The organism is Parafilimonas terrae (assembly GCF_900115755.1).
Lineage (GTDB): Bacteria > Bacteroidota > Bacteroidia > Chitinophagales > Chitinophagaceae > Parafilimonas > Parafilimonas terrae.
This window is the reverse complement of record NZ_FOXQ01000001.1, coordinates 849,799-872,665: the sequence shown is the minus strand read 5'-3', so window position 1 is coordinate 872,665 and position 22,867 is coordinate 849,799. Positions and strand designations below refer to the sequence as shown.

17 protein-coding genes are annotated in these 22,867 nt (G+C 37.9%); 14 read left to right on the top strand and 3 right to left on the bottom strand.

What is annotated here, in order from left to right:
• Positions 1–81: 81 nt before the first annotated feature.
• The 6 genes from BM015_RS03780 (at position 82) to BM015_RS03755 (ending at position 13,916) form a co-directional block, all read left to right on the top strand.
• Positions 82–2,190 carry a T9SS type B sorting domain-containing protein gene (locus BM015_RS03780; RefSeq protein ID WP_090654605.1) on the top strand — a complete coding sequence of 703 codons (2,109 nt, stop codon included), beginning with the start codon at positions 82–84 and terminating at the stop codon, positions 2,188–2,190.
• A 95-nt stretch (positions 2,191–2,285) separates the two neighbouring features.
• Entirely contained in the window at positions 2,286–4,562 is a 2,277-nt protein-coding gene (locus tag BM015_RS03775) for a CRTAC1 family protein (protein ID WP_177191801.1), read from the top strand.
• A gap of 74 nt (positions 4,563–4,636) precedes the next feature.
• A complete protein-coding gene (locus BM015_RS03770; RefSeq protein WP_090654601.1) occupies positions 4,637–7,948 on the top strand; it encodes a VCBS repeat-containing protein in 3,312 nt (1,103 codons plus the stop codon).
• Between the two features lie 42 nt (positions 7,949–7,990).
• Positions 7,991–11,332 carry a VCBS repeat-containing protein gene (locus BM015_RS03765; RefSeq protein ID WP_090654599.1) on the top strand — a complete coding sequence of 1,114 codons (3,342 nt, stop codon included), beginning with the start codon at positions 7,991–7,993 and terminating at the stop codon, positions 11,330–11,332.
• Positions 11,333–11,372: 40 nt separating this feature from the next.
• Positions 11,373–13,406: a kojibiose hydrolase gene (locus BM015_RS03760; protein WP_090654598.1), complete on the top strand. Its 2,034-nt coding sequence runs from the start codon at positions 11,373–11,375 to the stop codon at positions 13,404–13,406.
• A 207-nt stretch (positions 13,407–13,613) separates the two neighbouring features.
• Positions 13,614–13,916, top strand: coding sequence for an SWIB/MDM2 domain-containing protein (locus BM015_RS03755; protein WP_090654596.1), 303 nt, complete (start codon positions 13,614–13,616; stop codon positions 13,914–13,916).
• 141 nt (positions 13,917–14,057) lie between these two features.
• Here BM015_RS03755 and BM015_RS03750 read toward each other — a convergent pair whose 3' ends face one another.
• Positions 14,058–14,513 carry an RES family NAD+ phosphorylase gene (locus tag BM015_RS03750; RefSeq protein ID WP_090654595.1) on the bottom strand — a complete coding sequence of 152 codons (456 nt, stop codon included), beginning with the start codon at positions 14,511–14,513 and terminating at the stop codon, positions 14,058–14,060.
• Between the two features lie 11 nt (positions 14,514–14,524).
• Positions 14,525–15,121, bottom strand: a complete 597-nt coding sequence (gene parS, locus BM015_RS03745; RefSeq protein WP_090654592.1) for a type II RES/Xre toxin-antitoxin system antitoxin — start codon at positions 15,119–15,121, stop codon at positions 14,525–14,527.
• Positions 15,122–15,494: 373 nt separating this feature from the next.
• Here parS and BM015_RS03740 point away from each other — a divergent pair, with 373 nt between their 5' ends.
• From BM015_RS03740 to BM015_RS03720, 5 genes are all read left to right on the top strand, one after another.
• On the top strand, positions 15,495–16,361 hold the full coding sequence (locus BM015_RS03740; protein WP_090654590.1) for a COG1470 family protein: 867 nt from the start codon (positions 15,495–15,497) through the stop codon (positions 16,359–16,361).
• Positions 16,362–16,365: 4 nt separating this feature from the next.
• Positions 16,366–17,379 carry an ABC transporter ATP-binding protein gene (locus BM015_RS03735; RefSeq protein ID WP_090654587.1) on the top strand — a complete coding sequence of 338 codons (1,014 nt, stop codon included), beginning with the start codon at positions 16,366–16,368 and terminating at the stop codon, positions 17,377–17,379.
• Positions 17,324–18,343, top strand: a complete 1,020-nt coding sequence (locus BM015_RS03730; RefSeq protein WP_090654585.1) for an ABC transporter permease — start codon at positions 17,324–17,326, stop codon at positions 18,341–18,343. Before BM015_RS03735 ends, BM015_RS03730 begins: the two co-directional genes overlap by 56 nt.
• A gap of 142 nt (positions 18,344–18,485) precedes the next feature.
• The gene (locus tag BM015_RS22040) at positions 18,486–18,620 is read left to right on the top strand and encodes a tyrosine-type recombinase/integrase (protein WP_394333754.1); all 135 of its coding nucleotides are present in this window, start codon (positions 18,486–18,488) and stop codon (positions 18,618–18,620) included.
• Positions 18,621–18,843: 223 nt separating this feature from the next.
• The gene (locus tag BM015_RS03720) at positions 18,844–20,514 is read left to right on the top strand and encodes a Helicase associated domain protein (protein ID WP_090654583.1); all 1,671 of its coding nucleotides are present in this window, start codon (positions 18,844–18,846) and stop codon (positions 20,512–20,514) included.
• 127 nt (positions 20,515–20,641) lie between these two features.
• On the opposite strand, the gene BM015_RS03715 is transcribed toward BM015_RS03720, so the two are convergent.
• Positions 20,642–21,127, bottom strand: coding sequence for a transposase (locus BM015_RS03715; protein WP_090654581.1), 486 nt, complete (start codon positions 21,125–21,127; stop codon positions 20,642–20,644).
• A gap of 30 nt (positions 21,128–21,157) precedes the next feature.
• Between BM015_RS03715 and BM015_RS03710 the strand changes: the two genes are divergently transcribed.
• The 3 genes from BM015_RS03710 to BM015_RS03700 all read left to right on the top strand — a co-directional run bounded on the left by BM015_RS03710 (position 21,158) and on the right by BM015_RS03700 (position 22,850).
• Entirely contained in the window at positions 21,158–21,595 is a 438-nt protein-coding gene (locus BM015_RS03710) for a hypothetical protein (RefSeq protein WP_090654580.1), read from the top strand.
• 384 nt (positions 21,596–21,979) lie between these two features.
• A complete protein-coding gene (locus tag BM015_RS03705) occupies positions 21,980–22,471 on the top strand; it encodes a BON domain-containing protein (RefSeq protein WP_090654579.1) in 492 nt (163 codons plus the stop codon).
• Positions 22,472–22,481: 10 nt separating this feature from the next.
• Positions 22,482–22,850, top strand: a complete 369-nt coding sequence (locus BM015_RS03700) for a LysM peptidoglycan-binding domain-containing protein (RefSeq protein WP_090655230.1) — start codon at positions 22,482–22,484, stop codon at positions 22,848–22,850.
• Positions 22,851–22,867 lie beyond the last annotated feature (17 nt).

Here is a 22,867-nt window from a genome sequence, read left to right as displayed (position 1 = left end):
AACAAAACTGTAAATCTTTTTTAAAAAACTTTAGGTATTCATGCGCTTTTAATTATTGAATATTCTTGTCAGCATATCTTTATGAAGATGTTTGCCAACTGCAACTGCAATAAAAAATCATTAAGCATTATAAGGCTTGTTTATTTAGTTTTTGCATTGCAGGCACAGGTTGCATATACCCAGGTTTGCGTGGATGATTATTTCAACATAAACCTTAATACAAGTACGGTTCAGAATATAGTTGCAACTACCTCCACTCCTGAAAATGAAATATTAGTTACCGGAAATGTTTTTCGTTATAATTCTTTGCTTCAGGGCGGATGGCTTACCAGGTATTCTGCGCAGGGCACTGTGCTTTGGAGCAAACAATACTATACGCCCGCATTTAATTTTCTCAATTTTACTAATATCATCGCCGCGGATAATGGCAATTATTTAATTACGGGAAATATCGGGGATGTAGATACTACAGTGTGGCCGCTGGCGCATCTTTCAGAATATGGGTTGTTGCTAAAAATTGATAAATATGGAAATATACTTTGGTCTAAAATACTCTCGAACAGGATCAGGCAATTCGAGTCCTCAAACATCACCAACATAGATAAAACGAAAGATGGAGATTTTATTCTGTCCATCAATTCCTTTTCTGTAAGGCAGTACATTGTTGTAATGCGAATAAGTAAAGATGGAAATGTTATATGGACTTCCATATTAAATTCTCCATCGGTCAATACAGGTTTTGGCGATGCCAGATTGAAACTATTAAGCAATGGTAATATTGTTTTTGGCGGCACTGCCAATGTTATGGATGAAGGTCATCCTTATCAAAGAAAAGGGTACTATTTTAACTGCCTTGATAGTAAAACGGGAGGAATACTATGGAATAAATTTTTTCTTGGCAGGGACACACTTTCCCTTAGCCAGGCTTTTTTGGGAGATATGGTAAACATAACCGAAATGCCGGATCGCAGTATAAGCTTTATAACTTCTTATGCAAAATCGGCAATGCAAAGCGGCTTACGAAAAACCAATGAGGTATTAAATTTTACCATAGATGAATCAGGCATTCTAAAAAAAGTTCTTTCTTATGCAAACCTTTTGCCTCCAATATATGCATCGGCTGTTGCCGAATCCGGCAACGGTAGCCGCCTGATTTTAATGGATGATGGTGATGCGCCTTATTTGATGAATATAAATGCGCAAGGTGACATTGTTTGGCAAAAAGGATATGCATTAATTGGCCGGGGCCAGGAAACAAGAAGTGTTTTGCATACGAATGCCGGTAACTACTGGTTTTGCAATACTAATAATGGCGGAAGCCGGGACCCTAAGCTTATTAAAACAGATAATGCAGGAAATGTGCCATGCATTGAAAGCGCTTCTTCAATATTGCAGGAAGATATTACAGGGGCTTTTTTTATGCAGCCTTTAAATATAAAATTTGATCAAACACCGGGCACATTTGGTAATCTTTCTTTACCCGGTGTATATAGTTATACCATGCAAAGCAGCAGCTCATGCCGTATTGCATGCTGCAGCGATGTTACCGATACTGCAGACGAAGTGAAGCTATGCGATATATATTCTTACATTTTGCCAAATAAAGACACTATAAAAAATTCAGGCATATATACTACTACTTATAAAACAGCGAAGGGCTGCGATAGCATTGTTTACCAAAGCGTGGTTTTTAGTTTTACACCTGTGGCAAAGCTTGGCGCCGACACATGTTTAGGCGAAAGGGATTCACTTGTATTAAAGGCTGCACAGGGTTATGATACATATACCTGGAACGGAGTTAATACACCCAGCTATAAATATGCAGTAAAGCAGCCCGGCGATTATATATTGCAAATAAAAAATGAATGCGGCATGCAGGCTGATACTATTAAGATCTTTAAAGAATGCCAGTTTGAAATTTATATGCCCAATGCATTTACACCAAATAATGATGGCTTGAACGATTGGTTTAAAATACCCAGCCAAAACTATAATAGCCTAATAAACTTTTCCATTTATGACAGGTGGGGGAAGAAGATATTTGAAACTAAAAATATAAATGAAGGCTGGAACGGAATGAACAGAGAATATCCCGCAGCCGCCGGCACATATATTTATGTTATTGTAATGAAGTCATTGGATAATAAAACTACTTTTACAAAAACAGGATGGGTGGTTTTAATAAGGTAAATTATACTGCCTGTATAATGCAGGCTAATAATTTTTAGTAACTTCTGAAATGAATGCTTGCAATGAGAGAACGCTATAAATTTTATCAGCTTCAGATGAAAAATATCATACTGTTAATTATCATGGTTATTGCATCTGTTTCATGTGAACAGCAAAAAAATAAACTGGATGCAGATAAAGCAGGCGAAGAAAGAATGCTGGTGATATTAGATAGTATTTCAAAAAAATATGGTAATGATAATCCATATTCGCCTCAATCCCAATTAGCTTATTTTAATAAAGAGATTGAAAGGGCAGATACAAACGTGTATCGTAAAGCAGGAATGGAATACTATAAAGGCGGAATACTGTTACAGCTTGGCCGCGAAAAAGAAGCGATAGAAACTTTTTCTAATATAGCTGCTGTGCCAAGATTAAAAGGAACAGAAGTATATAAGCAAATGCTGCCGGATTATGCGCTTGCTTATATGCGTTATGGCGAGCGCACCAATTGCATCAACCATCACATGGCAGAGTCATGCATATTTCCGTTGCAGGGAATGGGCCTGCACCATGATGAAACGGGCTCGCAAAAAGCCATTGAATTATATAAAGAGGTGCTTACTAAAAAACCGGATGATTTGGCTTCAAGATGGGTATTAAATATTGCCTATATGACATTGGGTGAATATCCTGCAAAAGTGCCCAAGGCATTTCTTATACCTGATATGGGCAAAGATAATTCAGGGATTACTGTGAAGCCGTTTATTGATGTGGCTTCAGATTTTAATTTCGACACTGAAAATGATGCAGGCGGCGCCATTGTTGATGATTTTAATAATGATGGTTATCTGGATGTAATAACTTCTGATTTAAGATTGGGAAAGGGTTTTATGCACTTTTTTAAGAATAATGCCAACGGCAGTTTTACAGATGTAACCACACAATCAGGCCTGAAAAAATTTACAGGCGGATTGAATATGATACAGGCTGATTATAACAACGATGGTTATACAGACATATTGGTTTTACGTGGTGGCTGGCTTTCGGGCGAGTATGGCAAACAACCTAATTCTTTGCTGCGCAATAATGGAGACGGAACGTTTACTGATGTTACCATTCAAAGCGGCTTGCTGTCTTTTCATTCTACACAAACTGCTGTTTGGAAAGATTTTAATAACGATGGATGGCTCGATTTGTTTATTGGTAACGAAACAACCGATTCTCATGATCCTCAGCCTTGCGAATTATATATAAGTAATGGCGACGGTACATTTACGAATCTTGCAAAACAGGCAGGTTGTGATGTAGTAGGTTATGTAAAGGGAGTGGCCTCTGCAGATTATAACAACGATGGCTTGCAGGATATTTTTATTTCAACATACAATGGCATGAGATTGTTGCTTAAGAATGAAGGCGTGCAAAACGGAGTTGTACATTTTGCTGATGCAACCCGCCAGGCAGGCCTGGATGATATATATGTAAAAACTTTTCCCACCTGGTTTTGGGATTATGATAATGATGGCTGGCCTGATATTTTTGTTTGCGGATACGATTGCGATAATTATCCTATTGCTTATACAACTGCTGCAGAAGCCTTGGGAAAACCTTTGCCTGATGCCAGCAAAATGTATCTCTATCATAATAATCATAATGGAACATTTACGAATGTAAGCGTTGAAGCAGGGCTTGATAAATCTGTATTTGCCATGGGTTCAAACTTCGGCGATATTGATAACGATGGTTATCTTGATATGTATTTGGGAACAGGCAACCCGGATTACAAATCCCTTGTGCCCAATAAGCTTTTTAAAAATATAGAAGGCAAAAAATTCGTAGATATAACTACGGCTGCACGGGTTGGTAATTTACAAAAGGGGCACGGTGTATCTTTTGCTGATCTGGATAACGATGGTGACCAGGATATTTTTGAAGAAATAGGCGGCGCTTATGCAGGTGATGTTTATTACAATTCGTTTTATCTTAATCCCGGGCAGAATAATAACAAGTGGATAAGCTTAACGCTGGAGGGAACAAAAAGTAACCGTTCGGCAATAGGTGCAAGAATAAAAATATCTTTTAAAGAAAATGGCATAGAACGAAGCCTTTACAGGGAAGAAAATTCAGGAGGCAGCTTTGGCTGTTCTCCTTTGCGCAGGGAAATTGGTATTGGCCAGGCAAACATAATTGATGAAATAGCTATAACATGGCCAGCCACAAACAAAACACAGGTTTTTAAAAATATTAAGCCTTGCCAGTTTTTAAAAATAAAAGAAGGCAGCAACGAAATTGAAACCATTCAATTAAAAACTTTTGACTTTGAAAAACAGCATAAGGAAAACAACATGAATATGATGGATATGAGCGCTGCACAGCATGCACATGGTGAATAAAATATCAGTTTAATATTAAGCCCCGCAATTTTTATATTTTAAATAAAACTTTTTCCAAATAACCTGCTTCCTGTATGAGATTGTTGTCAACACTTTTTTTTGTGTCATTCTTTTTTCTTCTTTCCTGCAAAGAAAAACATGCTGAGCAATTGTTTAGCCTGGTTGAAAATTCAGGTATCAATTTTAATAATACAGTAGTTGATGGTAATTATGAAAACGGCTTTTCTTTCCGTAATTTTTATAACGGCGGTGGCGTAGCAACAGGTGATATTAATAACGATGGTTTGGCCGATGTTTTCTTAACGTCAAACCAGGGCGAAAACAAATTATACCTTAATAAAGGCAACTTAAAGTTTGAAGATATTTCTGCAAGCTGCGGCATGAAACAAGACAGCATGTGGAGCACCGGTGCCGTATTTGTTGACATTAATAATGATGGCTGGCTTGATGTTTTCGTTTGTAACTCCGGCCATATTAAAAATGGTAATCGTAAAAACAAGCTTTACATAAATAATCATAATCTTACGTTCACTGAAGAAGCTGCAAAATATAGTTTGGATATTTCAGCTTATACAACGCAGGTTTCTTTTTTTGATTACGACCTTGATGGCGATCTTGATTGTTTTTTGATTGATAACAGCCCCATGCCTGTAAATATACTTGAATACGATAACCAGAGAGACTTGCCGCAAGACCAATGGCCGGTTGATGATTTTTTAAAAGGGGGTGGCAACCATTTGTACAGAAATGATGGCGGCCATTTTACTGAGGTAACAAAAGATGCAGGCATTCATGGCACGCTCATAAGTTTTGGGCTGGGCGTTTCAGTGGGTGATCTAAATAACGACGGCTATCCCGATATATACATTGCAAACGATTTTTATGAACGCGACTATCTCTATATTAATCAGCAAAACGGCACTTTTAAAGATGAGATTGAGTGTTACATGCCGCATATAAGTTTTTCTTCAATGGGTGCAGATATTGCTGATATAAATAATGACGGCTATCCCGAAATATTTACTACAGATATGTTGCCCGAAGATGATTCGCGTTTAAAAACACTTGGCTCGTTTGATAATATTGATGTGTTTCAAAAAAAGTTGCAGCAGGGATTTTATTATCAATACACTAAAAATTGCCTGCAGCTGAATAATAAAGACGGCAGCTTTTCAGATATTGCTGATTATAGTGGCGTATCGGCAACAGACTGGAGCTGGGGCGCACTAATGTTTGATGCTGATAACGACGGCCTGAATGATATTTATGTTTGCAATGGGGTGAATGGCGATGTTATTGATCTTGACTTTATGGATTTTTTTGCCAATGATGTTATCAGGAAAATGATGCAAACAGGCGAAAAGGCCAGTGTGGATGAAGTGCTTGCCCACATTCCTAAAAACCCTTTAATCAATAAATGTTTTAAAAACGCCGGTAATTTAAAGTTTGAAGATGTTGGAAGTAAATGGGGGTTCACTCAATCATCTTTTTCAAACGGTGCTGCTTATGCAGACCTTGATAATGATGGCGATTTAGACCTTGTTGTCAGTAATATAAATCAGCCTGCTTTTGTTTATAAAAACAATTGCAGGAAGGTAAATAAAAATCATTATGCTGCTTTCTTTCTCAAGGGTGATAGCTTAAATACTTTTGCAGTTGGTGCTGTTATTAAATTATATGCGGGCAACCAGGTTTTTGCACGGGATGTAATTCCTTCAAGGGGTTTCCAGTCTTCAGTTGATTATAAACAGGTAATTGGTCTTGGTGAAATAGACAATATTGATTCTGCTATTATCATCTGGCCGGATAGAACTTACAACAAATACACAAGCCTGAAAGCTGACAGCGTTTATACAATTCATAAAACAACAGAAAAAAATTACTATCATTTTTCTTCAGCTGCAAATGCTGCAAAGCCTTTGTTTGATAGCTTAAAAAGCAATTTTGAAAAACATGAGGAAGATGCATATTTGGATTATTATTACGAACCCAATATTCCCGAAATGCTTTCCCGTGAAGGCCCTAAGGCCGCAGCGGCCGATGTAAATGCAGATGGGCTGGACGATGTATATATTGGCGGCACAAAAAATCATCCCGGGCAATTATATATTCAGCAGCCGGATGGCTCTTTTAATAAAAAAGAAGAGTCTGCTTTTAAGCCATTTTTAAATTTTGAAGATGGTGCTGTTTTATTTTTTGATGCAGATAAAGATGGAGATGTTGATTTGTTTATAGGTCCTGGGGGAAATAGTTATTTTCCTTTTGCAGAAGAAACACGAAACCGTTTGTTTATAAATGATGGTAAGGGAAATTTTACTTTAAATGCAAAAGCATTTCCTTTAAACGGAATGAACACCGCTATTGCAGCGGCTTATGATTTTGATAAAGATGGTGATTTGGATTTATTTGTTGGCGGCAGAAGCGAGCCCAGGAATTATGGTGGCAATCCTGCAAGTTATATTTATGTGAATGATAGCAATGGCAATTTTACAAGCATGCCTAAATCAAAAAATGCCGGCATTGCAAATGTGGGGATGGTTACCGGCGCTGTGTGGGCTGATGTAACCGGCAATGCAGATAAAGAGTTAGTTATTTGCGGCGAATGGATGTCTCCCAAAATATTTTCTTACAACGGCGATCATTTTGTGGAGATAAAAACAAATCTTCAAAACTTAAACGGACTTTGGAAAACGGTTGCTGTTGCAGATATAAACAATGACGGCAAAACAGATTTAATATTAGGGAATATTGGTGAGAATTTTTATTTGCGGCCTGATGAAAAACATCCCGTAAAATTATGGATGAATGATTTTGATCAAAATGGCAGCACAGATAAGATATTAACAAGAACAGTTGAGAGCCGCGATATGCCGGTGTTTTTAAAGCATGATATGGAAGATGAAATTCCATTGATAAAAAAGCAAAATCTTACACATGCGGCCTATTCAAAAAAATCTATACAGGATTTGTTGCCACCCGATATTTTAAATAAATCATCTGTGAAAATTTTTGATTATTGCAGTTCGGTTATTGCAATAAACAAAGGCGATGGTAATTTTGAAATTCAAAAACTGCCGGTAGCAGTGCAGCTTTCAAACGCAAATTCAATTCTTGTAAGAGATATTAATAAAGATGGATTGCCGGATTTAATTGTTGGTGGTAATCAAGATAATTTTCCGCCGCAATTTGGAAGGCTTGATGCAAGCTTTGGCAATGTGCTTATTAATAGGGGCAAAGGAAATTTTGTAGCTGCTGATTCAAGGCAATCGGGTGTAAAAGTAAAAGGTGTTGTGAGAGATATTTGTGAAATACACGGAAGGAATAAAAATTTTATACTCTTTTTGCGTAACGATGATTTCCCCGTTTTATATAGCGGGAATAATTAATTATTTAAACTAAACTGATAATACTTGCCAGGTAATAATCTCATGCAAAAAAGATATTGCTTTCTTTTTATATCGCTTATTGTGTTGCTTAATTTCGGTTGCCGAAATGCTGATAATATACCTGCAGCTTTTGAAGTATTAAGCCCGCAGCAAACGGGTCTTGATTTTTCAAACAAGCTCACTCCTTCCAATCAGTTTAATGTTTTTCATTACATGTATTATTATAATGGTGCAGGTATTGCCGCAGGCGATTTTAATAATGATGGAAAAATTGATGTGTTTTTTGGCTCTAACCAGCAGCAGGATAAATTGTATATTAATGAAGGCAACATGCAGTTTAAAGATGTTACCGCACAGGCGCAGATTCCAAACGATGGCGGATGGAGCACCGGTGTTTCTGTTGTTGATATAAACAATGATGGCCTGCTCGATATTTATATTTGCCGCGTTGGGCAGTTTGAAGTATTAAAAGGCCATAACATTCTGCTTGTATGCAAAGGCATTAAGAACGGCGTGCCTTATTATGAAGAAGAGGCAAAGCAATATGGCCTGGATTTTTCAGGCTTTAGCACACACGCTGCTTTTTTTGATTATGATGGTGATGGAGATTTGGATATGTATCTTTTAAATCATTCCGTTCATCAAAACGGTACATATAAACCCAGGAGCACAGCATCTGCTATAAAAAGCAATGTATCAGGCGATCGTTTGTTCAGAAATGATAACGGGCATTTCACTGATGTGACGCTGCAGTCTGGCATAAACAGTTCTATCTTAGGGTATGGCCTCGGTGTTTCTGTTGCTGACATTAATATGGATGGATGGCCCGATGTATATGTTGCCAATGATTTTCATGAAAAAGATTATTTATATATAAACGATCATAAAGGTGGTTTTAAAGAAGAAGACTCTATCCGATTCATGCACACAAGCGAATACTCAATGGGTGTTGATGTAGCTGATGCCAATAATGATGCCCAACCCGAAATCATTAGCACAGATATGCTGTCAGATAACCCGGATATTCTTAAACGTTCGGAAGCAGAAGCCGAATATGATGTTTATATGATGAAGATAAAATATGGTTACAGTTACCAGTTTTCGCACAATGCACTTCAGTATAACCGTGGTAACGGCATGTTTAGTGAAATAGGCCTTTATGCAGGCATTGGCACTACAGACTGGAGCTGGTCGCCATTATGGATGGATTTTGATAATGATGGCTTGAAAGACCTTTTTATTTCAAATGGCATTCCCAAGCGTTTAAACGATATTGATTACATTAATTATGTTTCAAACGACCAGATGCAAATGGATATAAGGCTGAAGAATCTTAACGATAAGGATATGATGCTCAGCAAAAAGTTTCCTGAAATAAAAATACCCAACAAGTTTTATAGAAATAATGGTTCGCTATCATTTAATGATATTGCATCTGCTATTAAAAACGACGTATCCACATTTGCCAATGGTGCTGTATGTGCAGATTTTGATGGTGATGGTGATCTGGATATTATTACAAACAACATTAACGATATAGCCACCCTTTATCAAAACAAGTCAAACGACAGTCATGCTAAAGATTATATTAATATCAAACTTAAAGGCACCGACAAAAATATAAATGCTATAGGAGCAAAAATTATTGTGTATGCCAGGCATGATATAAGAACTTATGAAAATGTTTCGGTGCATGGCTTTATGTCAAGCGCCGAAATTCCTTTGCATATAGGGTTAAAGAATGTGGTTGTTGACAGTATGATAATTATTTGGCCTGATAATTCTTATCAGCCATTAAACTGGCAGGCAGACACAGGTAAAACGGTTGAAGTTAAATACACACCGGGCCTTCCAAAATTTAACTATAATGAACTATCAAAGTATAATGTAAATGCAGGCCCGCAAGCAGCAGATATAGCCAATGCTATCGGTTTAAAATATAAACACGAAGAAAATGAATTTCCTGAATTTGACAGGGAGCAGCTATTGCCTCATAAAAATTCAACAGAAGGCCCCGCATTAGCTGTTGCCGACATTAACCACGATGGGCTTGATGATGTATTTATCGGCGCCGCAAAAAGAACAAGACCTGCTTTATTTATTCAAAACGCTGCAGGAAAATTTAAAAAGGTGAATGAGCCTGATTTAGATAAAGATAGTTTGTATGAAGATGTTGATGCCTGCTGGGCAGATGTAAATAACGACGGTAATACAGACTTAATTATTGCAAGCGGCGGCAATGAATATTATGGCACAAATGTAAACTTGCTGCCACGTATTTACCTCAATGATGCTAAAGGTAATTTAACGAAGAAACATGATGCTTTTGCAAACATATATACATCGCAATCCTGCGTGGTTCCTTACGATTTTAATAGTGATGGTTATGTTGATTTATTCATTGGCGGAAGGGCTGTTCCTTTTCATTATGGAGCCGTGCCGCCTTCTTATTTATTAATGAATGATGGAACCGGTAAGTTTAAAGATGTTACGGCAGAATATGCGAAAGACCTGTCAAAAGCAGGAATGGTTACCAATGCCGTTTGGTATGATATAGATAAAGATGGTGATAAAGATTTAATCGTTTCGCTTGAATGGGATGGCATCGTTGCTTTTATAAACGATAAAGATCATTTCTCTAAAAAATACTTAACAGATAAAAAAGGCTGGTGGAATTTTGTATTGCCTTATGATATAGATAATGATGGGGATATCGATTTGATTGCTGGCAATCTTGGATTAAACAGCCGCCTGCTGGCAAACGATAAACAACCTGTTCGCCTGTACATCAATGATTTTGATGACAACGGCATCAGGGAGCAGGTGCTTACTTATTACCTTGCCGGCAGAGAGTTGCCTTTTGCCAATAAAGAAGAACTGCAAAAACAAATGCCTTTTATAAAAAAGAAATATCCTCTCGCAGGTGATTTTGCAAAAGCATCTTTGCGTGATTTGTTCTCTGAAAGTAAAATGAAATCTGCTGATACATTAACGGCAAACTGGTTTGATAATACAATTTTTATTAATGATGGTAAAATGAATTTCAAACCTGTGCCTATGCCCTGGCAGGCACAGTTAACAACTTACAGAACGGCGACCATTGTTAATGTAAATGATGATAACCTTCCGGATATTTTATTGGGCGGAAATTATTATGATAATAATATACAAATGGGCCGGTATGATGCAGATTACGGCACCATTCTTATAAATAAAGGCAATGGAAATTTTACTGCTGAAAATATAAATGGCGTTATTGTAAAAGGGCAGGTGCGTTCAATTAAGCCATTAAAACTTGCAGGCGGTAAAGAGGCATATATTTTAGCAAGGAACAACGATAGCACAATGGTTATTAATTTTAAAGCTCCGGGTAACAAACCATAGAAATGTAAGTTGCATTATTGTTTAGTTTATTGTTTGCTATATGAAGAAAATAATAGTACTCTTATTTGCTGTTCAGCTTTCACTATTCTCCTTCTCACAAGATCCATGGATAATTAAAGCAGATAAAATTGACCCATCCAATTATTACGGCATCACGGTGGCCAATGGCATGATCGGTATTGTATCATCGCCCGAACCTTTTAAGGTAAAAGATGTGGTGCTTGCAGGCGCTTACGATTTATATGGACGTGGCCGTGTAAGCAATTTCCTGCGCAGCTTCAATCTTTTAAATATGTATCTCGAAGTAGATGGCAAAAGGCTGGATGCGACATCTGTTTCCAATTTCAGGCAGCAGTTAGATATGCAGCATGCTGCATTCACCACGAGTTTCGATTACGGCGATAAAGCTTCTGTTCAATACACGTATTATGCATTGCGCCAATTGCCTTATACCGTTTTAAGCAATATTAGTATCACCGCAAAAAAGGATATTAATATCACAGCCGCCAGTGTAATGGAGGCGCCGGACGCGTTGCGTGATGTAGAGAATTATTACAATGAAATAGACCGGCCGCATGTAACCATTTCATTGCTTACATCGCAGGCAAAATCGCCAACGGGTAAATTGTTAATGTGTGCATCCAATACATTTTTGTTTGATGAGCCGCATGGCAGTGAACCAAAGGTTATTCATGAAATGTGGGACAACAATATGCACTTAATGAAGTTTTCCAAAACCATTAAAACAGGAACAACTTATACTTATTCTGTTGCAGGTTCTTCTATAACATCTGCTCAACATGCCGACCCTTTGAATGAAGCAGAACGCATGACCTTGTTTGCAAAGCTTGAAGGCAAAGAAAGATTAATGAATTTTCATAACAAAGCCTGGGATAGCTTATGGGTGAGTGATATTGTTATTGATGGTGATGCGCAGTCGCAGCAGGATGTGCACAGCATGCTGTATCATTTATATGCTTTTTCAAGGGAAGGAACAAACTATTCCTTATCGCCAATGGGTTTAAGCGGTTTGGGTTATAATGGACATGTGTTTTGGGATGCAGATTTATGGATGTTTCCCGCCTTGCTGGTGATGCATCCTGAGCTGGCAAAGAATATGGTTGAATACCGTTATGAGCGATTGGAAGCGGCAAAACGCAATGCTTTTTCACATGGTTATAAAGGCGCCATGTATCCGTGGGAAAGCGCTGAAACCGGTGTGGAAGAAACGCCGGTATGGGCATTAAGCGGCCCCTTTGAACATCACATAACAGCAGATGTTGCACTGGCTGCATGGAATTATTTTTGCGTTACACAAGATACTGCATGGCTGCGCTTAACAGGATGGCCTATGCTTTCATCAACAGCAGATTTCTGGGCAAGCCGTGTTGAAAGAAATGGCCCGCATCAATACGATATAAAAAATGTTGTTGCTGCAGATGAATGGGCCGAGAATGTGGATAACAATGCATTTACCAATGCGGCAGCCATCGCCAATTTGAAAGCGGCTATTGCTGCTGCTAATATTTTAGGTTTGAAATGGAATACAGACTGGCAAACTGTTGCAGATAATATTCCCATCTTAAAAATGTCAAATGGCGTTACGCAGGAGCATGCGCAATATAAAGGCGAAGGCATTAAACAGGCTGACGTAAACCTGTTGGCTTATCCTTTAAAAACGATTACAGATACAGCGCAAATTCGTAAAGACCTTGAATATTATTCAACCCGTGTGCCCAATGAAGGCACGCCTGCCATGACGCAGGGAATATTTGCTTTACTGTATTCAAGATTAGGCAATGGAGAAAAGGCATATCATTGGTTTAAAGACGCTTATGAACCAAATCTCAATCCACCATTCAGGGTAATTGCCGAAACAAAAGGTGGTACAAATCCTTATTTTGCCACCGGCGCAGGCGGTATTTTACAAGCGGTTTTAATGGGTTTTGGCGGTTTGGATATTACGGCATCTGGCATTGTTCAGATAAAGACGGCTTTACCAAAACAATGGAAATCGCTCACTTTAAAAGGCGTTGGTATTAACAGGAAAACCTATGTTATAAATAATGAATAGAGAGAGATATATTATTTACAACTTGTAAACTGACTATACCCCTTCAAATTCTCCTCTCAAAACTTATTCATCAGTAAAAAAATAATGTGAATTAATTGTACGTATTTATTAGGTTAATTCATTTCAGTATATGTATCTTTCTCCCTTGAAAACCTTTATAAATAAGGTTTTTATTAAAAAAAATAATAACTCTTTAAATTTAAACACATGGCAACAGCAAAAAAAGCTGCTCCAAAAAAAGCAGCAAAAAAAGCAGCAAGAAAACCAAATGCAGCTTTTATGGCGCCACTTGCACCCAATGAAAAACTGGCTGCAGTAATTGGCGATAAAGCAGCACCCCGTACGGAAATCGTAAAGAAAATATGGGATTATATCAAGAAGAATAACCTGCAGGACAAGAAGAATAAACGCATGATTAATGCAGATGCAAAACTGAAACCATTATTTGGTAAAGACCAGGTTTCTATGTTTGATTTAGCTAAGATTGTTAATGATAATATCAGTAAATAATTTTGCTTGCTAACAAAATATATAAACTGCGAAGTGTAAAAGCTTCGCAGTTTTTGTTTTAAGGATGCTATTCTTAAAATATATAAGTGCTTATACATTTTTTAAGATAAAGCAAATTGCCCGCAACATGGCATAGGTTCACTAACTCTTTATCCGCACATCATACGCATAATCTTCCACATTAATTATTTTCATTTTGTTTACTTCGAGATGTTCAGGGTTTATCAGATAAATATATTCTTGCGGAATAATTGCAGAAGGGATTTTTATAACCAGGCTTCTTCTTTCGGTTAACAGTTTGCTGCCTAAATCCCTTGTTTCTTTTGGATGCGGAAAGTCTTTCCAGTTGCCGGGAAGAGTGGCAATTTTCAATTCCATAATGGAGTCGTCGGGAACAGAAAATGTAGTAAAAGATAAGGCTCTTTTAATATTGAGGATTGATATATGCGCAGAATATTCCAGTAAAACAATTGCCCGCGATTCTCCTGTATAAATGCAGGGAATACCGGCATGGTTCCATCTTCCCCCATTTAGCCTTGCACCTTCTCCTGTTACATCATTGGCATATTTTGCAGCGCCTATCCTGTATAGCAACATGCGATTTTAATTTAAAATACACCATATTCAATTCTGCCAATTTCTTTCTTTACTTCATCTATGCCATAAATAGTATCCATTAGTTCGATGGGCGCTTTGCCGCCAAGTGCTGTATTGCTGGTTTTAAGCCATTCATTGAATGTTTTTTTATCTTCAAATACATTTTGGCCATAAGCAATTACATCTGCCAGCAACATAATGCGCTCACTGGTATTTTGATCAAACTTTTCAGCGCCTTTTTTACTGTGCAGCTTTGCTTTTGATACAGAAAGTACATTGCTTAATGTATCATAATCAAGCCCTGATTCTTGCTTAACGGCCTCAAGCTCTCTTTTGGAGATACCTTTTTTAATAATGGTTATTTTATCAGCGGCGGGTACTGCATACATATCTTCATCCCAAAAAATATTTTTAGAAGCATGGTTTAAAATTGTCATGCTGCCATATTGCACGGCAGCTTCCTGTAATTTATTGCTGACAGGAGAAGTTCTGTTATATTTTGTATTGTGAATAGCATCTTTGGCTTTGGTATTATTTTTTTTGGCAGTACTATAAGAATTGCTGCTTTTCAAATTAATAGGCTTTGCATTTTTACTAACCTTTGCCATAATCTATATTTAAACCAAATGTAGTCCATTTTTGGATTGTTTTAAAATATTTTTTAATTACTCCTATTGTTTGCTTATCATAACAGATAGTATGTACTGGCTGCATCGATTATCCCATATATATCAAAATAAATGATGCAGTTTATAAACTGTTTTAAATTGTTATGAAGGCAAAATGCTGTTTGTTTTAATCATTAAAAATTTTCTTAAAACTATCAGTCACACTTTTTTTTAATATCCTTGCTTTATTACCTTGGCGGCACAAAATTGCAAACACTGCTGCAATAAACTGCTTTTGCCTTACGGCGTAAAAGCTGCTTATATAATAAATGAAGCTATTATTTCAATCATAATAATTTTTATTTATTAAGGTATGTTCGCAGAATCTACAATTACCAGCCGGCGCATAATGCGCCCTTTCAGCTTGCTTGCATGTTTTTTCTTATCAGCAGGCCTATGTTTTTTTCTACCGTTATCAGCACAAACAACCGCGGGTGCTTCAGCGCCATCTTCGTTCACTTCAAACCTCATCAATATTGAGGCGGCGGTTAGTGAAACATTCCGTTACAATGCCAATTTGCATAATGGTTCTTCGGAAACACGCATATACGATTTATATGCGCAGATGCCCGACGGATGGCTCATTGCATTCCGCACCATAGGAAGCCAGGTATCTTCTGTGAGTGTTGATGCCGGCAAAACGCAGGATATAAGTATTGAAATAAATGCCAGCCAGCTTGCAAAGCCTGCCAGGTACGATATACCGGTGATGGCTATCTCCCCGAAAGATACTTTGCGATTAAACCTGCAAGCTGTGGTAAAAGGCGCTTATGGAATTAATCTTTCCACTCCAGCCGGTCTTTTAAGCGATGATATAACTGAAGGCAGCAAAAGAGATATTCATCTTGTGGTAACAAATACCGGCACCATTCCTTTAAAAGAAATAAATCTTACTGCGCAAACACCTGCCAAATGGCAGGCGGGTTTTGTGCCTTCCAAAATAGCACAAATAGAGCCCGGTAAAACGGCTGATGTAACGGCAACCTTAACGGTGCCCGATAAAACCATTGCCGGTGATTATGTTACTGTTTTCACCGCCAAAAACAGTAATGCCAGTTCCGATGCAACTTTCAGGATGACGGTTAAAACTTCCATACTATCGGGCTGGATTGGCATTGTGGTGATACTGCTTGCTGTATTCCTCGTATATCGCCTCATTCGAAAATACGGAAGGAGATAAGGTTATGGAAAATGCTGTTATACAGTTGCGGGGGTTAACCAAATGCTATGGTAAACTCAAAGCAGTTGATGATCTTAATCTTGTGGTGAACAAAGGCGAAATATTCGGCCTGCTTGGCCCGAACGGCGCAGGAAAAACCACGGCCATATTAATGATGCTGGGGCTTACAGAGCCTACTGCCGGCACAGCGGAGGTTTGCGGTTATAATGCTACGGCCAATCCTATTGCCGTAAAACGTAAAGTGGGTTATATGCCGGATAGTGTGGGTTTTTATGATAGCATGACGGCGCTTGAAAACCTGCTCTATATAGCAAGGTTAAATGGCGTTGCTGAAGCTGAGGTAAAGGAAAGGGCACACGATATGCTGAAGGAGGTAGGCCTCGGCGCTGATATCAATAAAAAAACCGGCGCTTTTTCCCGCGGTATGAAACAGCGGCTGGGCCTTGCCGATGTGCTTATTAAACAGCCCGAAGTTATTATACTCGATGAACCAACACTGGGCATTGACCCCAGCGGCGTAAAGGAGTTTCTTGCTTTAATACGGCAGCTAAGCCGCCAGCAGGGATTAACGGTATTATTATCTTCCCATCACCTGCACCAGGTGCAGCAGGTGTGCGACAGGGTAGGCATTTTTGTTGGCGGCAAACTGCTGGTGGAAGGCAATCTTGATCAACTGTCGCGCAATTTATTTGCTGAAGAAAATTATGTGGTGGATATAACTTTAAAAGAACCGGTTGCAACACCCTGGCGCCTGGAGCATGCATTGTTGCAGATGGAAGCAGTAGAGAAAATTGCAGTTAATGATAACAATATTGAGATCGCCTGCTCACAAAATGTAACGCCGGATATCGTACGCTTTTTTGTGAATGAAAATTTTGATATAACTGGCGTACAGCAAAAAGAATATGGCCTCGATGAAATTTATCAAAAATATTTTGAAAACAATCTAACAGAGAATACAGATGAAAAGCCTGGAGGTTTCTTTCAAAAATCCTTTCTTCAAAAAAGCAAGCAGTAGCCAGCCATATACCACTGCAAACCCGTTCAGGGTAATGGTGCATAAAGAAATTGCTGATAATATACGAAGCTGGCGTTTTACCGTATTGCTGGCTTTAATTGTACTTACATTTTTCGGGTCGATGTATGTTTCATTAAGCAACATAGCAACGGCTGTGGCCAATGTAAAAGACCCCGGCCATCTTTTTCTTTATTTGAAATTATTGACTACTACCGATGGCACGTTGCCGCCGTTTCATGTATTCCTTAATTTTTTAGGGCCCTTGTTAGGTATTGGATTGGGGTTTGATGCCATCAATTCGGAACAAAACAGCGGAACGCTTATCCGGCTCATGGCACAGCCTGTTTACAGGGACAATTTATTGCTGTCAAAATTTATAAGCGCATTAATCATTGTAAGCACTTTGTTCTTTTCGCTTGTTTTATTAATGATTGGCGGTGGCCTTTTAATTACCGGTGTGCGCATTGATCCGGAAGAAATACTGCGCATCTTTTCTTTTACGGCATTGAGCATTGCTTATGTTGCTTTCTGGTTAAGCCTTTCTATTTTATTGTCTGTAAAATTTAAACAGGCTGCAACATCGGCGCTTACAGCTATTGGCATTTGGTTGTTCTTTACCATTTTTTACCAGATGATTGTAAACATGATAGCCAAAGCGCTGTTGCCCAATCCTGCTTTTATTTCACCAGGGCAGACGATTTATTACAACAATATTGTTTTAAATGTGCTGAGGCTGGCGCCGGGCAGGCTTTATACCGATGCCGTAACCACGCTGCTTATGCCTTCGGTGAGAAGCCTTGGCCCGCTTACCATGGAGCAAATGGCAGGCGCTATTCCTTCCCCGTTGCCGTTTAAAGAAAGCCTGATGATTGTATGGCCGCAGGTAAGTGGTTTGGTAGCAGCTACGGTTGTATGTTTTGCCTGGTCTTATTATTTATTTATGCGAAGGGAAATAAGAAACTGATGATGGAAAGCGTTATGTACCGTTAAACAATCAGCGTACTGGGCTAAGAATAATTACAAGGGTTCTCTTACCCGCAATATCTCTTTAGTAAAGCTATGAGCAGGGAAAAGGACTTTGCGGCCTATGAAACAAAAGCGGGAATATGGCAACCGGGAGGCATGCACAGTTGTGGCACAGCTTTGCAACTCACCTTCTGGAAAAAGGAATAGATGTTACATTTATACAAAAATTGCTGGGGCACAATAGCATAAAAACCACATTGGCTATCTGCATGTAACGAATAAAGATTTAAGTAAGATCATCAGCCCGCTGGAAGACATAAAGGGAATGATTAAATAATGCGAAATTGCATTTGCAAAACTATTTTTTATGAGATAGCTGCGTATTTTAAGCACAAAAAAATAAAAATCAGTTGTTGTAAAAAATTGTTGTTGACTTTTTATTTCGTATAATTTCACAAATATTCGCGTTGGCTGCAAGCATTTTGACACACCCTAAGTATGCAAGTAAATTTCATCGGACACGGTTTACATAATGACAACCAAATAAATGTAGGAGAACAACTTGCTGCATCTTTCTCTGACAATAAAATTTTTGAAACTTTTCACGGCTTCGTAGCTTTTGCTGCATCATCAGGCATTTTAAAACTCGACAAATCTTTAAATATTGCTCAACAAAATTTTAAAAAACTTGTCTTTTACATTGGAGTAGACAACAAAGGAACATCAAAACAGGCTTTAGAACTATTACTTGAAAAAGGAATTGAAACATACATCTATCATAGAGAAGAAGAGTATATAACTTATCACCCAAAACTTTTTCTGTTTGAAGGGCAAAAACACACAAGAGTTATTATCGGCTCATCTAATTTGACACATTCAGGTTTTATAAACAATATTGAGGCTTGCATTCAGCTTGACTTTCAACCGGCAACAGACAAACAAGGCAATAAACTTCTTTCAGAAGTAAAACAATATTTTCGGGAATTTTTAACCTTACAAAGCCAATTCCTTTTCAAACTTGACAAAGAATTAATTACTAAGTATGACGAACAAGGATTACTTTATTCTCAATTTGAAAAAGGCACTGAAAAAGAAACACAGCCAACCGACGGAGAAAATGGAGTAGCTACAGATGAGGTTTTTATACCTGAAGATATAATTTTTGAAAATGGCGAGTTGCCGAATGAAAGAAATTACAGTAATAAACCGCCAGTAGTTACTGATACAGATTTTGAAAACTTTGAAATTTTCTTACCACAATATGTTGAATACAAAAATTCAGTAAACCCGACAGGGGTAATTAATGATAACACACAATATGTAGAGAATAGACAGTTAGTTAATTGGTACGACAGAATTAAAGAGCTGATTAGGTTTGACATTTTGCCCTTAGAATTAGAACTCAGATTACGAGAAGCCGGGTTCCCTATAGGAGATGGGAAATATTCCAGGAGTGCTTACATATGGGAGCAAAATTTTCAAAAACTTAAACAGTATATGGTAAAGCATAAGCAAACAAGAGCTTATGTACCACAACACAAAGACAGAAATCATCCCGACTACGAACTTGGCGGGTGGTTTGCAAGACAAAAATTAAGAAGGAAGAAAAAAATAATACCATATTTTCTAGAAGGTGAATTTGAGAAACTTCAATCCGTTGGGTTTGTTTGGGAAACAATGAATGCAGGCGGAAAATCTGACGATGATATTTGGTTAGAAAATTACTTTCAACTTGAAACAGCTTGGAATGAAAGATCACATAAGCTAAAATTACCTTTGCAAAAGACTCCCGATGGGAAATGGCTAATAGGGAAATGGCTTGCAGACCAAATTGCAAATTATAAAAATACGACAAGGAAAAATGCTAATGGAGAAGTATTAAAATTACTTCCAGAAAGAGCTGCAATTATTGAAGAGTTGTGCGGAAAACAAATTTGGAATTGGGAACAGTACAAGAGGGAACAAATACTTAATTTACAAATTGAAAGGTATTTAGAATTCCGAAAAAAGTATCCTAACGAAAAACCTGATGATGACAGAAGTTTTGACGATGTTTTGCAATGGAAATCTCAAACAAGGTACCGATACAAAGGCGATACATCCGAAAAAAACAAATGGCGAATGGAAATATTAAATTCTGAAAGAGTTAAATTTCCTTGGGATGAATGAGCCCATTGAATATGCCAGCAGGCAACATTGGGTTTTATGAAAGTTGCGCTTGACCTTGTAACATCAGCTAATTGCAAACCTCTATCTGGCGCAAGGTACTGTCTGTAATTCCAAATAATTTTAAGTGTTATTTTTGCAAAAGCCGAGAGGATGCAAACGACGATACTTCGATGGTTGTATACCTTGTGTAGCTCTGATTTGCTTCAGAGCTATTTTTTTGTGCAGCTTCTTCGAAGCTGAGCCGAGAGGAATGCACCAACTCCTCATCTCTGGTTGTATTGTATTGATGTTGTTCATTAAATACCTGATTGTTTTTCCACAGAGAATAAATGATTACAAGTATTTTCTTTTGCACAGCAACATAACTTTTCATTTTTATATTATGCTTTTGCAATGTTCTTTCATAGAGTTGTATAAAAGGCTGAACCTGGTATCTTACCACATTAAAGGCAGGCATGTGCAATACGCGCCTTATGTGCCCATTGCCTTTCTTCGATATTTTAGTTTTGCCAACGTGCTTGCCTGATTGGTTTTCTACAACATCATATCCGCAATAACTAACCAGTTGAGATGCATTTTTAAATAAAAGAAAGCCATTTGTTTCAGCAAGCAACGTTGCTTACCAAATAATTTCCAAAAGATTTTGTCGGAATTAATTGATGATTTAGGTAAAATAAGGTCATTAATTGCAAGGGAAATGTATTTAAGTGCATTAGCTGAAAATTACTCTAATCAATATAATGATGAAGAAAATGCTTTGAAAACTATCAATGAAGCTATAGAAATTTATCCAGAAAGTTCTTTTCCACTAATAACAAAATTAGAAATATGTGAGAGACATAATAATATAAGTGAAATGGAAGAAACCTTAAAAAGGTTTGAGAGACAAAATGCCACCGCAAATAGTTATACAAATACATTTCATTTATTTCAAGCAAGACTATTAGCATTAAAAGGAAAAATAAATGAAGCAAATGCAATTGTTGATAAAAAGCTAAACCCCTATTTACCGTCGTATACTATCAAAAGGATTAAAAGAAGATTATTAGATAATCATTTCAATAGAAATAAAAAAAATTAATTTTTCATTTGACAAGCACACAAGTCGCATAACTTTTTAGAGTCTGCTCAATATTGATAGAGCATAAAAAAATCGTTTATAAAATTGCTTAGGGAGTGTAAAAAAAACTGTGTCAGTTAATAATTTGTCGTAGCAGGGTCTTCGTTAAAAGCATTAGTGCAAAGCCACGAGACCCTGCGTTTTCAATCAATGCAATCGCCCCACATCATCATCAATTCACTAAATCTACTAATGTTCCAAACCTGCGTAAAACATGATACCAGGATAAATGCACAAAACCCTCAATACGCTTGGCATGATTTTTAAGATATATTCGGCATGCCATTAATAATGCCCGTCCGCCAGGATTGGGTATTTCTAATTATTTAACTTCAAAAATTCATCATGAAAAATTTTAAACTCAGGTGGACCGCATTTATAGCGGGGCTATGCATTCTGTTTGCATCGTGCGGCCCTAAAGATGCTGACATACAAAAGGCTGTGAGCGATGAGCTTGCTAAAAACCCCGGCTATACAGGCATTACCGCTTCTGTAACTGGTGGCGTGGTTACGCTCACCGGAAGCTGTGAAGCAGAAGGTTGCGACGCTTCAGCAACAGATGCCGTTAAAACAGTAAAAGGCGTGAAAGATGTAAAAAGCACAATTACCGTAACCCCACCCGCACCACCGCCGGCACCTGTTGTAATATCTCCGGATGATTCTTTAAAAACCGCTGTGAATGATATTGTCTCCGGTTATAATGGCGTAACGGCAGCTATTAATGATGGCGTGGTTACGCTCACGGGTAAAATTAAAAGGGCCGACCTCCAGGCTTTAATGATGAAGCTGCATGCCATTAAACCTAAGAAAATAGAAAACAAATTAACCATTGAATAAAAGCAATACTATGGCACTACAGGATAAATATAATGAACTGGTAACCGCTGCCCAAACAGCGGGCGTAACCGGCCTGCAGGTAAGGGAGCAGGATAATGTTTTATATATTGACGGCCAGGCGCCGTCGGAAGATGTAAAGAAACAGTTGTGGGATATTTACAATAAGATTGACCCCGATTACCGCGCAGGCGACCTTGTTTTAAATATTACTACTGCGGAAGGCGCAACGGAAGAATATGAAGTGAAGGCGGGCGATAACCTTTCCAAAATTGGTAAGCAGTTTGGCGTAAGCTGGCAAAAGATTTATGAAGCCAATAAAGATGTGATCTCCAATCCCGATCTTATTCAGCCGGGCTGGAAACTGAAGATACCCCGTTAATACCGTAAAGCCGCTTC

Excerpts from the sequence above, each read along its gene's own strand:
- BM015_RS03780 (WP_090654605.1), top strand. The coding sequence starts at position 82 with ATGAAGATGTTTGCCAACTGCAACTGCAATAAAAAATCATTAAGCATT.
- BM015_RS03775 (WP_177191801.1), top strand. The coding sequence starts at position 2,286 with ATGAAAAATATCATACTGTTAATTATCATGGTTATTGCATCTGTTTCA.
- BM015_RS03770 (WP_090654601.1), top strand. The coding sequence starts at position 4,637 with ATGAGATTGTTGTCAACACTTTTTTTTGTGTCATTCTTTTTTCTTCTT.
- BM015_RS03765 (WP_090654599.1), top strand. The coding sequence starts at position 7,991 with ATGCAAAAAAGATATTGCTTTCTTTTTATATCGCTTATTGTGTTGCTT.
- BM015_RS03760 (WP_090654598.1), top strand. The coding sequence starts at position 11,373 with ATGAAGAAAATAATAGTACTCTTATTTGCTGTTCAGCTTTCACTATTC.
- BM015_RS03755 (WP_090654596.1), top strand. The coding sequence starts at position 13,614 with ATGGCAACAGCAAAAAAAGCTGCTCCAAAAAAAGCAGCAAAAAAAGCA.
- BM015_RS03750 (WP_090654595.1), bottom strand. The coding sequence starts at position 14,513 with ATGTTGCTATACAGGATAGGCGCTGCAAAATATGCCAATGATGTAACA.
- parS (WP_090654592.1), bottom strand. The coding sequence starts at position 15,121 with ATGGCAAAGGTTAGTAAAAATGCAAAGCCTATTAATTTGAAAAGCAGC.
- BM015_RS03740 (WP_090654590.1), top strand. The coding sequence starts at position 15,495 with ATGTTCGCAGAATCTACAATTACCAGCCGGCGCATAATGCGCCCTTTC.
- BM015_RS03735 (WP_090654587.1), top strand. The coding sequence starts at position 16,366 with ATGGAAAATGCTGTTATACAGTTGCGGGGGTTAACCAAATGCTATGGT.
- BM015_RS03730 (WP_090654585.1), top strand. The coding sequence starts at position 17,324 with ATGAAAAGCCTGGAGGTTTCTTTCAAAAATCCTTTCTTCAAAAAAGCA.
- BM015_RS22040 (WP_394333754.1), top strand. The coding sequence starts at position 18,486 with ATGGCAACCGGGAGGCATGCACAGTTGTGGCACAGCTTTGCAACTCAC.
- BM015_RS03720 (WP_090654583.1), top strand. The coding sequence starts at position 18,844 with ATGCAAGTAAATTTCATCGGACACGGTTTACATAATGACAACCAAATA.
- BM015_RS03705 (WP_090654579.1), top strand. The coding sequence starts at position 21,980 with ATGAAAAATTTTAAACTCAGGTGGACCGCATTTATAGCGGGGCTATGC.
- BM015_RS03700 (WP_090655230.1), top strand. The coding sequence starts at position 22,482 with ATGGCACTACAGGATAAATATAATGAACTGGTAACCGCTGCCCAAACA.